Origin of the sequence: Bartonella grahamii ATCC 700132 (genome assembly GCF_000518085.1) — a bacterium.
In the GTDB taxonomy this organism is placed as follows: Bacteria; Pseudomonadota; Alphaproteobacteria; order Rhizobiales; family Rhizobiaceae; genus Bartonella; species Bartonella grahamii.
The window spans coordinates 94,487-108,606 of record NZ_JACX01000008.1 but is presented as its reverse complement, the minus strand read 5'-3'; the positions used below and the strand labels follow the sequence as shown (position 1 = coordinate 108,606).

General features: G+C 36.0%; 10 protein-coding genes. 5 read left to right on the top strand and 5 right to left on the bottom strand.

Annotated elements, in window-relative coordinates; all coding sequences use genetic code 11:
* Window positions 1-336 precede the first annotated feature (336 nt).
* Entirely contained in the window at window positions 337-1,728 is a 1,392-nt protein-coding gene (locus U736_RS0104385; RefSeq protein WP_015856607.1) for an amino acid permease, read from the top strand.
* A 114-nt stretch (window positions 1,729-1,842) separates the two neighbouring features.
* On the opposite strand, the gene ilvC is transcribed toward U736_RS0104385, so the two are convergent.
* The 3 genes from ilvC to U736_RS0104370 form a co-directional block, all read right to left on the bottom strand.
* On the bottom strand, window positions 1,843-2,862 hold the full coding sequence (gene ilvC, locus U736_RS0104380; RefSeq protein ID WP_015856608.1) for a ketol-acid reductoisomerase: 1,020 nt from the start codon (window positions 2,860-2,862) through the stop codon (window positions 1,843-1,845).
* Window positions 2,863-4,016: 1,154 nt separating this feature from the next.
* A complete protein-coding gene (locus U736_RS0104375; protein ID WP_015856609.1) occupies window positions 4,017-4,751 on the bottom strand; it encodes a pyridoxine 5'-phosphate synthase in 735 nt (244 codons plus the stop codon).
* A gap of 84 nt (window positions 4,752-4,835) precedes the next feature.
* Window positions 4,836-5,957 carry an ATP-dependent DNA helicase gene (locus U736_RS0104370; RefSeq protein ID WP_015856610.1) on the bottom strand — a complete coding sequence of 374 codons (1,122 nt, stop codon included), beginning with the start codon at window positions 5,955-5,957 and terminating at the stop codon, window positions 4,836-4,838.
* Between the two features lie 1,034 nt (window positions 5,958-6,991).
* Here U736_RS0104370 and U736_RS0104365 point away from each other — a divergent pair.
* The 4 genes from U736_RS0104365 (at window position 6,992) to U736_RS10920 (ending at window position 10,390) form a co-directional block, all read left to right on the top strand.
* Window positions 6,992-7,918 carry a D-2-hydroxyacid dehydrogenase family protein gene (locus tag U736_RS0104365; RefSeq protein WP_015856611.1) on the top strand — a complete coding sequence of 309 codons (927 nt, stop codon included), beginning with the start codon at window positions 6,992-6,994 and terminating at the stop codon, window positions 7,916-7,918.
* Window positions 7,919-8,197: 279 nt separating this feature from the next.
* Complete coding sequence (locus tag U736_RS12750; protein WP_244395803.1) at window positions 8,198-8,746, top strand: MFS transporter; 549 nt, start codon at window positions 8,198-8,200, stop codon at window positions 8,744-8,746.
* An 80-nt stretch (window positions 8,747-8,826) separates the two neighbouring features.
* Window positions 8,827-9,147 carry an MFS transporter gene (locus U736_RS12745; RefSeq protein WP_244395804.1) on the top strand — a complete coding sequence of 107 codons (321 nt, stop codon included), beginning with the start codon at window positions 8,827-8,829 and terminating at the stop codon, window positions 9,145-9,147.
* A gap of 544 nt (window positions 9,148-9,691) precedes the next feature.
* On the top strand, window positions 9,692-10,390 hold the full coding sequence (locus U736_RS10920; RefSeq protein ID WP_244395805.1) for a TauD/TfdA family dioxygenase: 699 nt from the start codon (window positions 9,692-9,694) through the stop codon (window positions 10,388-10,390).
* Window positions 10,391-11,072: 682 nt separating this feature from the next.
* Here U736_RS10920 and U736_RS0104345 read toward each other — a convergent pair.
* The gene (locus tag U736_RS0104345; RefSeq protein WP_015856612.1) at window positions 11,073-12,872 is read right to left on the bottom strand and encodes an acetolactate synthase 3 large subunit; all 1,800 of its coding nucleotides are present in this window, start codon (window positions 12,870-12,872) and stop codon (window positions 11,073-11,075) included.
* Between the two features lie 269 nt (window positions 12,873-13,141).
* Entirely contained in the window at window positions 13,142-14,014 is an 873-nt protein-coding gene (miaA, locus tag U736_RS0104335; RefSeq protein ID WP_015856613.1) for a tRNA (adenosine(37)-N6)-dimethylallyltransferase MiaA, read from the bottom strand.
* Between the last annotated feature and the right edge of the window lie 106 nt (window positions 14,015-14,120).

Below are 14,120 nucleotides of genomic sequence, written 5' to 3'. Positions count from 1 at the left end.
CTATTTAATGTAATGATTTATTACAAAATAATTTCAAGTAAATATATATAAATAATAAATTATTATATTAATATACTATATATTATTTATTGTAAATAATATATAGTATATTATGTTTATAATATATGTATAAAACATAAAAAATATAATATAACTTATATTTTATTTCTTATGTATAAAATAGTTATTCCATTAATTTATAATGTTTTTTCTTTGTTCACATATAGTCATAGAAAAAAATTCCTTTACTCCTTAACCATAGCGTGTTCCGATAGAAGAGATTACCTTTTTTAGGATAATTTTTATTTAAAAGTAACTAAGGGGAAATTCCCAAAAATGAACAAACAAAATTTAGAAAAAAAACCTAAGAAGAAATTGCAACGTGGACTACATAACCGACACATACAACTTATAGCCCTTGGTGGAGCGATTGGAACAGGTCTCTTCATGGGATCAGGAAAAACAATCAGTGTAGCAGGCCCCTCAATTCTACTCGTTTATACAATTATTGGTTGTGCTCTATACTTTGTCATGCGTGCTATGGGAGAGTTATTGCTTTCTAATACACAATATCGATCTTTTATTGACTTCTCAACCGATCTTCTAGGTCCGTGTGCCGGATTCTTTATTGGCTGGACATATTGGTTATGTTGGATTGTCACCGGAACTGCTGAAATTATTGCTATTGTCACTTATACACACTTTTGGTGGTCTGAACTCAATTCGTGGATTCCTGTTATAATTGGTCTTATGTCCTTTTTAATTCTTAACCTCGTCGCCGTAAAACTATTTGGCGAACTTGAGTTTTGGTTTGGTTTTATCAAAATCGTAGCAATTCTAGTCTTAATTGTTGTAGGATTTTATATGATCTTTACCGGTTTTGTCTCTCCAAACGGCACGGTTGCTTCTCTTAGCCATATATGGAATGGTGGAAATATTTTTCCGCGAGGAATTACAGGCTTTTTTGCTGGATTCCAAATTGTTATTTTTGCTTTTGTTGGCATTGAACTCGCTGGAACAGCTGCTGCTGAAGTACAAGAGCCTCAAAAAGCTTTACCACAGGCTGTTAATTCAATACCAATCCGCATTGTATTCTTTTATATATTCTCTCTTCTTGTGATTATGTCTGTGACACCGTGGAATCAAATCAGTCCAGAAAAAAGCCCATTTGTAACAATGTATGCACTTATTGGTATTCCAACTGCTGCTGGTTTGATGAACTTTGTTGTCCTCACAGCTGCCGCATCTTCAGCAAATAGTGGAATTTTTTCTACCAGCCGTATGATATATGGGCTAGCAACACAAAAAGGTGCTCCTAAATTTTTAGGAAAACTTTCTCGTAACCACGTTCCAGCCAACGCATTATTCTTTTCATGTTTATGCATCTTATTTGGTTATGCAGTTGTATCGTTATCTCAAACCCTCATAGCTGCTTTTACAATTGTTACGACGATTGCCGCAATTTTGTTTATATTTGTATGGTCTATCATTTTGATCAGCTATATCGTCTATCGTCGTAATCGTCCTCTCCAGCATACTGTCTCTCCTTATAAAATGCCAGGAGGTGTTATTATGTGTTGGGCGCTTCTTGTTTTCTTTGCATTCATTATTTATTTATTATCATTAGAAGCTGATACTGCCATAGCTTTAAAATACACTCCAGCGTGGTTCATATTTTTAGGAATTGTATACTTTCTTTTTGGAAGAAAGAATTATGCAAAAAATTAAAAAATAAAGCTTATGTTGCAAAAAACATATAAAAAAGGGTAACTAAAGTTACCCTTTTTTGATATTTATCTATAAAATTATAAAAGCTATTAACAAAATATCTCTTTAGAAGCTTCAATTACGCTCTTTATCAACCAAAGCGTTAGATTTTATCCAAGGCATCATAGAACGAAGTTTTTTACCAACTTCTTCAATAGGATGATTATCATTTAAACGCCGCATGCCTTTAAAATGAGCTGCACCAGCTTTATACTCTTGAATCCAATTTGACGTAAATTTACCCGTCTGAATATCCTTCAAAATACGCTTCATTTCTGCTTTTGTTTCATCAGTAATCACGCGTGGACCAGACATATATTCGCCCCATTCAGCCGTATTGGAAATCGAATAATTCATATTTGCAATGCCCCCTTCATACATGAGATCAACAATCAGTTTAACTTCATGTAAACACTCGAAATAAGCCATTTCCGGTGCATAACCTGCTTGTGTTAATGTTTCATAACCTGCTCGAATCAGTTCAACAAGACCTCCACAGAGAACCGCTTGTTCACCAAAAAGATCAGTTTCGCACTCTTCTTTAAATGTTGTTTCAATCACCCCAGCACGTCCACCACCAAGACCACATGCATAAGACAATGCTACATTATGAGCATGTCCTGAAGCATCTTGTGCCACCGCTATTAAGCAAGGAACACCACGACCAAGTTGATATTCATTGCGCACTGTATGACCTGGACCTTTAGGAGCAATCATCACAACATCAACTGTTTTTTTAGGTTCAATTAAGCCGAAATGAATACTCAAACCATGCGCAAAAGCAATCACTGCCCCATCACGTAAATGATCATGAATATGCTCTTTATAAATATCAGCTTGCAATTCATCTGGTGTTGCCATCATGATGAGATCTGCCCATTTTGCTGCTTCCGCAACACTCACCACTTCAAAACCATCGGCCATAGCCTTCTTAACTGTTTCCGACCCTGAACGCAAAGCTATTTGCACATTTTTAACACCGGAATCTTTCAAATTTAAAGCGTGCGCACGCCCTTGAGAACCATAACCAACAATGGCTACTTTTTTCCCTTTAATAAGATTAACATCCGCATCACGATCATAATAAACACGCATAAAAAAATTCCTTCTTTTTCTATTTAAACTGAATTTCAGATTATTTTTATTAAATAAGAAACATCATCTTCAGTGCATCACACACTTATAAAGACAAAAAATACCGCTTATAAGAACACAGCAATTGAATAATTTTTAAAGTTTACATATTGCATAAAAAAAACTGTAGTCCCCAAATATTCCCAAAACATATACGGATCCCCAAATCAACTTCAACTGCTATTCCACAAAAACAATAATTACACAAAACAAGATTTTTAAAGAAAATATATTTGCTAATATTTTACTCTTCTATCGTGCAACAAAACCCTATATTCTAAAAATTAAGATACAATATACAATTTTTAACATGAACCAAATCAATACGGATAGCAAGAAAAATTACAAAATAACAAGTATTGTTTTAATACAATCTTCAAAAGCATATACAACAATATCTTTAGAATAATAGAGAGAACGTTTTTACTTTTTACGTTCTTTAATATCCGCGCTTCTCACGCGAAAAAGAACACCCCCATACTGCCATTATGTTATTCATTTATGGCGCCTTATAAAAAAACTTTTAATGTGCTCGAGCCCTTTTCAAAAGTCCCCTATAATCGCCTAAGATTTATTACACACCACTCTCTTTACTTCATAAAGCTACAAGTCGATATCATCATTCTATTCGACAGCTCTTATTGCATTAAGCCTATTCATAAAAAGCATTTTCTGATTTTAAATCTGTTCATGATGAAATCATCAAAACCCTTATATGCCAAAAACTGCCACAACATTGAATTAGCCAATAAAATGATGATAGCAATAGACTTCATATCATCTATGGAGATTTTACATTATACTATTTACAGATAACCCGTAAAATGAGCTCAAACATCAAGAAAATTTGTGTATTGATCCATAAAAACCCTACGCACTCCTTTACAAGGAAAATACTTTCCAACCCCTATTTCTTCTCCCTAATAGATAGTACAAATAAAAAACATCGCATACACTCAAAACAAAAGATAGAAAGCAACCAATAAACAGAGCAATAATAGAATATTTATAATGCACGCTAATAGTGCTATTTATCTAAACATATATTATTTTTTAAAGATAAATTGGCAAAGCTTTATAAAAATTTCTCTTTCAATTTTATAGAGAGAAAAAGATTACGATAATAACCGGATAAAACGCTGAACAGTATCATGCATTCCATACTCTAATGCATCGGCAATGAGCCCATGGCCAATAGAAACTTCATCAAGCCAAGGAATGTTTTTGACAAGAGCAGGAAGATTAGCAATCGTCAAATCGTGACCTGCATTGATACCTAATTGCAGTTCTTTGGCTTTTTTTGCTGCTAAAACAAGTTTATTGAGCTCTTGATCCTGTTTTATCTTATCCTGAAATGCACCACCGTAAGGTCCAGTATAAAACTCCACACGATCAGCCCCTATTGCTTTAGCAGTATCAAGACCATCGATAGTAGGATTAGCAAAAAGTGATACACGAATCTTTCTTTTTTTCAAATGCTGAATAATAGGTGTTAAAAATTCTGCATCATGAGCAAAATTCCAACCATGATCAGACGTTGACTGCGCTGGATCATCAGGAACAAGGGTAATCTGATCAGCATACTTTTCTGCTATATCCAAAAATTGATCACTGGGATAACCTTCAATATTCAACTCAGCTGTAGGAAAATTGTTCTTGATTAAACAGTATATATCTGGCAAATCCGCAAAACGAATATGCCTTTCATCAGGGCGTGGATGAACAGTCAAACCTGCTGCTCCAGCAGCAAGCGCTATATGCCCAATATTCGTGATACTTGGCCACGGAAGATTACGTCGATTACGCAAAACAGCAACAGCATTAAGATTAACCGAAAGTTTTACCGCCATGCCCATTTCCATTTTTCTATAGTGTGTAACAAGATAGAAAAAAGGCATTTTCCATCTGAAACTTAGATAATATACATATTTTTTCTATCGAACAATCATTAAACGTTCTGCTGCGCGCGTAATTCCCGTATAAAGCCAGCGCGCATACATATCACGAAATGCAAAACTTTCATCAAACAAAACGACGTTATTCCATTGAGAACCTTGCGCTTTATGAACTGTTAATGCATACCCATAATCAAAATCATCATATCGCTTTTTTAATTGCCATGAAATTTCTTGATCCGGGTTTTCAAACGCTGCTTTTAACAGTTTAATCTTTGCTACCCCACGCTCACTTTCTTCTGGTTTCACAAGAAGATTAATACTTGGTTTAACTGTTTCCTTCTGTGAAGTCATCACCTTCCATAAAGAGCCATTCAACAAACCTTTAGTAGGATCATTTCGCAAGCACACAAGCTTGTCTCCTGCTTGTGGATAATCTGCTGTAAATCCTTTTAACACACGCAACCGCTGATTATAAAGGTAGCGCGTACGATTAACCCCTACCAATACCTGATCAGCATCCAAAACCAATTGTTGATTGACCTCTTTACGTGTAACAACGCGAGCTTCTCCATAGTCACCATAAGCAATATCGCGTCCTTCACGCACATCCATAGCAAGACGTATAATCGGATTATCCCGCGCTTGCCGATGAATTTCTGAAAGAAGAAAATCTGGTTCTCCATTAGAAAAAAATCCTCCACCTGATATAGGAGGCAGTTGACCTGGATCACCAAGAACAAGAATTGGCGTCCGAAAGCTCATTAAATCACGTGCCAATTTTTCATCTACCATCGAGCACTCATCAACAATAATGAGCTTAGCTTGTGCAGCCGCACTCCTCCGATTTAATGTAAATGTTGGAGCAATAGACTTCTTTCCCGTAATTTCATCGGAAACTTCTTCTTCCCCACGCGGACAATAAATCAACGAATGAATAGTACAAGCATTACTGGCGCCTTTAGAGCGCAAAACCTGTGCCGCTTTGCCTGTAAACGCCGCAAACTGAACAGAACCATCAACTGTTTCTGCAAAATAGCGTGCCAGCGTTGTCTTACCCGTCCCCGCATAGCCAAAGAGGCGAAAAAGTGGAGAACGCCCCTCTTTCAACCACGCAGCAACAGCCTTCAATGCATTATCCTGTTCCGGTGAAAATTGCATAGCTTACCAACATAAGATTTGCATTAAAAGAGCAGTATTTTGAAAAAAACCGACTATCAAGAAAAACTTTTTTATTAAGAATTGCTGACACACGCCCATCTAACAACTTTCATAGCACAATTATCAATTATTTACCCATTGCTTTTTCAAGATATTGTAATAATCTAAATTTTATCTATACATCGATCTTCTTGGTAACACCTTATACTTATCAAATAAAATATCATTTTTTACAACAGTAACACCAACAATGGAATATACATATCTTAAATTTAAAATAATACCTATATACGCTTTTTTTAACCAAAATTTAGAATGAGAAAAAGAGCATTGCAATTGCAAAACCCTCGCTAGAAAAATGTCCTTAACAGGATAAGAATAATGTAATTTTATGAATACTATTTTACACAATCAATCAGCTTTCTTGCACCTAAAATAAAGTACATCCACTATTACGAAATAATAATTAAATATATCAAACACCTTTTAGCAAAAATAGAAATAGCTCTCAACAAAACTACTTAATCTTATGATGATACACCTATAAAGTTCCTATCTCCCTCTTATCATGATTTAATAAATTTACTCTTCATGCTACAAATAAGTTATATCTCAACGAATAAAGAGAGCCATCACGCTTATATGAAGCACGCTTTATCTCGCACAAATATGTAGCATTTTCTGTTTCGACAATAAAATCTGGTTCGTAAGTATGGCCTTCTTGGTAGTCTATTATAAGAAAACTGGGACATGGGTTTCAGTCCAGCGTAGCACTTCAGGTCCGTCCTCTAGAATATGAAAAAAGTGCAATTTTCCATCTACTGAGTCAAACTTTTTGTCGCAATGTTTTAAAGTTTATAAAAACTAACTGATTAATGCTATTCTTATTGCTAGAAATAACAATGAAATCAAGGGGTATAATTTGTTAATAGGCTTGGCGTTATGTCAAAATATCAGCGACGAGATTGCTTTTTGATTGTTTTAGAAATGAAATAATGAGCTCCAATATTGATGAATGAAACGGGAGATTTAAATTGAAAATATTAATTCCAGATGACTATCAAAAAGCCACCCTAAAATTACAATCTATTACAAAATTAATGAAATCGCATGAAGTGCTTGTTATAAATAATTTAGCTAAAGAATGTGATTTAGAAGATAAGCTCAAAGAGATAGATATTCTTATCTTAATCAGAGAGCGGACTATAGTTGATAGAAATCTTCTACTGAAACTGCCAAATTTAAAATTAATCTGCCAAACAGGCCCTATAGGTTCACATATTGATATAGAAGCTTGTAGAGACTTAGGAATTGAAATATTAGACGGTGGTGGAGATCCAACTTCTGCTGCTGAATTTGCGTGGCTCTTAATTATGTCTGCGCGTAGAAAACTCTGTAAATCTGTATCTGATATGAAAAAAGGACGATGGCAAACAACATTTGGCAACCAAATGAAAGGGGCTACTCTTGGAATATTCGGGTTTGGGCGTATTGGTAAAATGGTTGCTCAATATGCTCAAGCTTTTGGCATGTCCATTTTGGTTTATGGGAGCGAACATTCAACGCAAGAAGCAAAAAATTTAGGTTATCATTTTACGCATTCAAAAGATGAATTTTTTACACGTCCTGACATTATATCCATCCATTTACGTTTAAGCGATAAAACCAGAGAAATCATTCAATTAAATGATCTATTGAGCATGAAACCTCATGCTATTTTTGTCAACACAGCGCGTTCAGCTTTGGTTGAAAAAGGGGCGATAGAAAAAATACTAAGTTTGGAAAATTCAACTTACTTTGCACTGGATGTTTATGACAGCGAGCCGGTATATGAGAGCAAATTATTGCAATCAGATAGAGTTCTTTGCACACCGCATCTGGGCTATGTGACTGAAGAAAGCTTTGAGAATTATTTTGAAAAAGCTTGCCAAAATATAGCTTCTTTTATAAAGAGCGCTTAATGCCGGATGAACCAATGTTTGTAAAATTTATCTTATATCGCTAGCCTATCAAATTTGCACGACACATAATAGCTTATTTCCTTAAATTAAGCATATTCCTTAGCTTTCATATTAAGACCAATCGTATTGACAGATTTTTATGTAATCAGCATAAAATACCTAATTTATTGTTGCAAGCATTATTAAAAAAAAGGCCACTTTATTGGAATACACTTTAATTGGAGGGGGCTGAGTGAGCAATAATAAATTTATAGAAAAAATTATTATAGATGGATTATATTGCTTGTTGCCACTATCGCTCAAGCATCAGCTTGCTTCTTTGTTCAAGGGATTGGTCCTTTAGCTGAATTTTTTAAGAAGAATTTCTCGCTTAGTGACTCTCAGATAGGTTTGCTGTCTTCAGCAGCGCAGTTCCTACCTATTATTGGGTTACTTGTAGCTGGTGAATTACTAGACAAATTTAACGAGCGCTATATTGTTGGAGTTGGCGCGGTCGGCGTTTCTGTCGCTCTTTTGTTGGGAGCAATCGCAGATAACTATATTTCCCTTTTGGTTTGTTTGCTAATTGTAGGGGGATTTTATAGTTCTGCTCAACCCGGTGGCGCTAAATCTGTTTCTTCATGGTTTCCACAATCGCAGCGCGGATTTGCAATGGGAATAAGGCAGGCGAGACTACCATTAGACCAGGGGGGGGCATTAGCTGGGATAGTTCTTCCTGCTAGTGCGCTTGTCTATGGCATACAAGGTGCGTTTTTGGTCGGTGCCATCGTTTCTTTTTTAGGTGGATGTACATTTATTATTTTTATCACTCACCAGCAAAAGTTGTAGCTATCGTTCCAGAAAGCAAGGCAAGGATTTCGTTCTATGCAAATGTAAGGTCTCGTCTTGCAATGTTGGCTGCGCTGCATATGAAAAATATTATTCTTTCAGGCGTTTCACTTGTGATAGTTCAATATGTTTTAACCATTTTTATAACGATTTATTTTTATAGAATCTATCACCTGTCTTTAGATAAAAGTGCTTATTTTTTTGTTTCACAAGCTTCTGGTGCCTTAGGAAGAATTATTTTAGCAGCATGGAGTGATCATTGTAGAAAAGGACGATTTTTTTCTGTCTTGTTTTGCATGATTGCAGTCGTTTTTGGATTTTTAATATTAATTTTGGGCATGAGTGGATCCATAATTTATTTAACTATTTTATCTGCTTGGTTAGGTTTTTTTGGAATGTGATGGTATGGCCCTTGGGTCGCCTATATTGTAGACTCTTCGCCAAAAGAAAGCGTTGGCTTTTCTCTGGGTTTGGCAATATCTGTAAATCAAATCGCAATTACTACTGCTCCACCATTATTTGGATTAATCCAAGATTTTACAGACACTTATTTACGAACATGGCTGATTTTAATTTTAATTATTGTTTTTTCACTTTTCTTAATAAAAAAATAAGGAAATATAATTGGGGAGGAAATTATAATGATAAATGAAAATACTTTTGAATTCAGCAATGTCGAAAGAGACAAACTTTGGTAGACTTTAGACCATGTTATTTATGATCCATACAGGTGGTATTGAATATTCGGTTGAGCTAAAAAAATAGCATTTTCGCTGCTACCATATAGAATATCGACAATTCTTATGAAGTAAAAGATGTCTATTCCCCCCTAGACCATATTTAATCTTTGAAAAACTTCCAATTGATAGAAAAATTAATACGTCACCTAATCCTTATAATTTAGATGCATCTTGTAAAAGTGGCTATATTAGCGAAAATTTAATTATGATGTTCTCTTTATTAATCGGAGAGCCGTATTCAATTAAGTTTGAAGGCGAACATATAGTAAATAACCTAGTTCCTTTAGAGGATAATAAAAAGGATTATATAGGATTAGGATATGAAGTTGAGTTAGATTTTCATATAGAAAATGCTGCACTAAAATTTATAAGAGGTTTAAATTTATCTCCTAAAGGGATACTTTTAACCGATGTTCGCAATGATGTTGATGGCCCGTTAACGAGAATATCTGATGCACATCTAGCTTTAAAACTTTTAAGTGAGGAGGATTTGAGGAGCTTAAGGGATAATTTATATATAATTAACGTTCCCTATAGATGGAGAAAAAATGAGGTAACCTCTACAAGTAAAGTGCCCCTAATTCAAGGGGACGATGAATTCCCAGATATCAGCGCTGTTTTTTATCTGGGCATGTTAGAACCACAATCACAAAAAGCCAAGGACGCTTTAGATCATTTTTATGAAGCTATTAAGGCTGTATCTTTTGGAATTGATGTACAACCAAGAAGATTATTATACATTGATAACAGAATGGCTCTACACTCTAGAGATAAATTTTCTGGATCATTTGATCGTTATGAAAACCCAATGCGGTGGATTCAAAGAGTGTTTGCGTCTGCAGATTTATGGAATCATAGATATGTAGAACAAATAAAAGAAAGAGTCTTTGACTTTCAATGTTAATGTCTTGATGATGATATGATGTTGAGTATTATATATATTGACGACATATCTCATATGTATAGATTTCTCCCGCATAATCAAGTGAGGTGACTATTTAATTATAAGCTATAGTAGCCCATTGATTTTCTATGGCTGCATTTGATCTTTGTCATTTTTTCCCTTCCTTTCAAGCCGCTAGGGGGCTCTTCCTATTAAGCCCTTGAAAGAGCGATTTGGAGTAATTTCATAATGCGAAACCAAAACATAGTGACAAACCCTTCTATTGTTTTCACAAGTATGACGGCTTGCATGGTTGCACCCTTCAAGCACAGTGACTTTTTTTCTTGCACGATGGAATCTTTCATATATGAGGCAACATAATTAATTTATAACAGATAATTCAATGTATTATCTAAAAAATGCAACGAAATAGCTATTAATGTGAACATATGAATTAAAAAAACAAACATCGCGTACAAATAAATTCAAGCATAATTGGCCACACGACTTATAACATTTTTTAGATGAACAAATAATAATACACCCCATGTCTTTAAACAAAGCCCTATGTCTTTAAACAAAGAATGAAAATCATAAAATGAGCTCTAAGGATAATAGAAACTCTCCACAAAGAAGAGACAGAGATGAAGACTTCAAAGACTTCATCATCACCATCCTTCACTATTTTGTTAACATATTCATTTTATACAAGAATCTTTCCCTCGGAAGAAACAGCATTTGCAACAGCTTCCTCGCTTGCCTCATCGGGTAATAACATCTCATTATGAGCACATCCCGATGGGATCATAGGAAAACAATTTTCTAAATGATAAACACGACAATCAAAAAGAACAGGCTTATCACAGTCAATCATCTGCTGAATTTTATCATCAAGTTCATCTGGTTTTGAACAATGAATTCCCACGGCTCCATAAGCTTGTGCCAATTTCACAAAGTCAGGCATAGATTCGGTATAAGAATGAGAAAGACGATTACCATGCAGCAATTGCTGCCACTGACGGACCATCCCCATATACTGATTATTTAAAATAAAAATTTTCACTGGTGTATCATGCTGAATTGCCGTTGCAAGCTCTTGAATATTCATTTGAATGGAGGCATCACCAGAAATACACACAACAAGTGCATCAGGATGGGCTATTTGAACACCAATAGCCGCAGGAAGACCATACCCCATCGTTCCAAGACCACCAGAAGTCATCCAATGTTTTGGTTCATCAAAATGATAATACTGTGCTGCCCACATCTGATGCTGTCCAACATCCGTTGTGATATAAGCACGAGCATCTTTGGTCAGTGCATAAAGCCGTTCAAGAGCATATTGCGGCATGATAACATCTTTTTTTTTCATATATGCCAATGAATTACGAGCTTTCCAGCGATTAACTAGCGTCCACCACGCCTCACGGACTTCACTATTAAACGCTGGTTGCTGTATCTTTAAGAGTTGCGTCATATCTCCTAAAACACAAGCCACATCGCCAATAAGTGGAACTTCTGCTTTTACAATTTTATTGATGGAAGAAGGATCAATATCAATATGAATAATACGCGCATGAGGTGCAAATGCATCCAATCGCCCTGTGATACGATCATCAAATCGTGCTCCAACAGCCAACATGACATCACAATCATGCATGGCCATATTAGCTTCATAGGTTCCATGCATCCCAAGCATTCCAAGCCAATTTTTGCCAGAAGCGGGATAAGCACCAAGCCCCATGAGTGTTGACGTAATCGGAAAATCACCCAGTTGAACTAAATCGCGCAAAAGCTTTACAGCTTCCATCCCCGATGAAATAACACCACCACCAGAATAAATAACAGGACGCTTTGCTTCTACTAAGAGAGAAACAGCCTCTTCAATAGCCTGCACATTCCCTTTCGGCTTTGAATAAGAACGCATAAATGTCGGCGCTTGAGGTGCTCTATAAATTCCTGAAGCAAATTGAACATCCTTAGGAATATCAATCAAAACCGGTCCAGGACGACCTGATTGAGCAAGAGAAAAAGCTTCATGAATAATAGCCGCAAGATCATTGACGTTTTTAACCAGCCAATTCCACTTCGTACAGGGCTTTGTAATTCCAACCGTATCAGCTTCTTGAAAGCCATTTGTTCCAATGATCGTTGTCGCTACCTGACCAGAAAAACAAACAAGAGGTATAGAATCCATAAGAGCATCTTGCAAAGGTGTAACAGCATTCGTTGCGCCTGGACCAGAAGTCACAAGCATAACACCTACCTTTCCAGTACTGCGTGCATAACCTTCAGCAGCATGCCCTGCAGCTTGTTCATGGCGCACCAAAATATGCTGGAGTGTATCTTGGTGATAGAGCACATCAAAAATAGGCAGAACAGCCCCACCAGGATAACCAAAAATATGTTTAACCCCTTGATCTATAAGAGCCTGAACCACTATTTCAGCCCCCGACATTATTTTTCCATCTGCACTCTCTTGCTTTCTTGGATCATTTCTCATTTTTCCCACTCACCTACTTGATAGGACAATAAAAAAGCCCCTAACGGAGCCCATAAAAAAAGACCCCAAAGGAGCCCATTACACAACACACACTGTATGATCACCCCCATTATTCCAACGTATAAAATATATAAAAATTTCCTTGTAGAAAGATTTCTAATTCCATTGATACCATTCGTCAATAAAAAATTATATTTTCTAAAAAATTCTTTTTCACGAATTATCTTTTATCTTTCGATAAGTTTCTTTGTAAAGCTCTAGCTCTTTTATCAAAAAGTAAGCATCCATTCTTCATCAAATTGATTACGAAACCATGTCATTTGTCTTTTTGCATATCTCCTCGTTTGTGTTTTCACCGCTTCAAGAGCATTCTCAAAGCTTCTATATCCATCCAAATAAGCCATAAATTCAGGTATACCAATAGCCTTCATTGCTGGTAATGAAGGGGAAAGCATAAGATTCTTCATAATCATCACCTCTTCTAAAGCTCCTCTTTCAATCATAGAATCCAAGCGTTTATGAATACGTTCATAAAGCAGAGGACGTGGTGGCATGAGAAGAATTTTTTCGGTGAAATTCGGCGCAATGAGAGGTGTTGTTTTTTGTTTCTGCCACCAACTGAGCGTCTTACCGGTTGCATCATAAACTTCCAAAGCACGAACAATACGCTGTCTATCGTGCGAAGAAATTTTTTTAGCAACAACAGCATCAATCTGCAACAACTGGCGATAAAGACTTGCAACGCCCTCTTTATCAAGCCGAAGTAGCCACTTCTGCCGAACAACATCTGGAACATGAGGGATTTCCGAAATTCCCTCTAAAAGAGCACGAAAATAAAGTCCTGTTCCACCAACAAAAATAACTGATCTTAAAGAAAAAGTAGCCAATAGCTTCTCGACATCACACAACCATTGCCCTACTGAATAATTCAAAGTAGGACTCACATGACCATAAAGATAATGCGGAACAATCGCAGTATCAGCCTCCGTAGGCCGTGCCGTTAAAATATTTAAAACATCATAAACCTGCATTGAATCAGTGTTAATAATGAGAGCATTTTTTTCTTGAGCCATTTGCAAGGCAAGTTCTGACTTCCCACTTGCCGTTGGTCCCGCTATTAATGTAACTGTTCTCTGTGTCATGAATAGCAATTTCTCCCAATCAATAACTTATTGCAACACACAGCCCCCCAAAGCCCCTATGAAACTTATAAAAAAAGAAAAAATGGACTTAATAACGACACCAAAA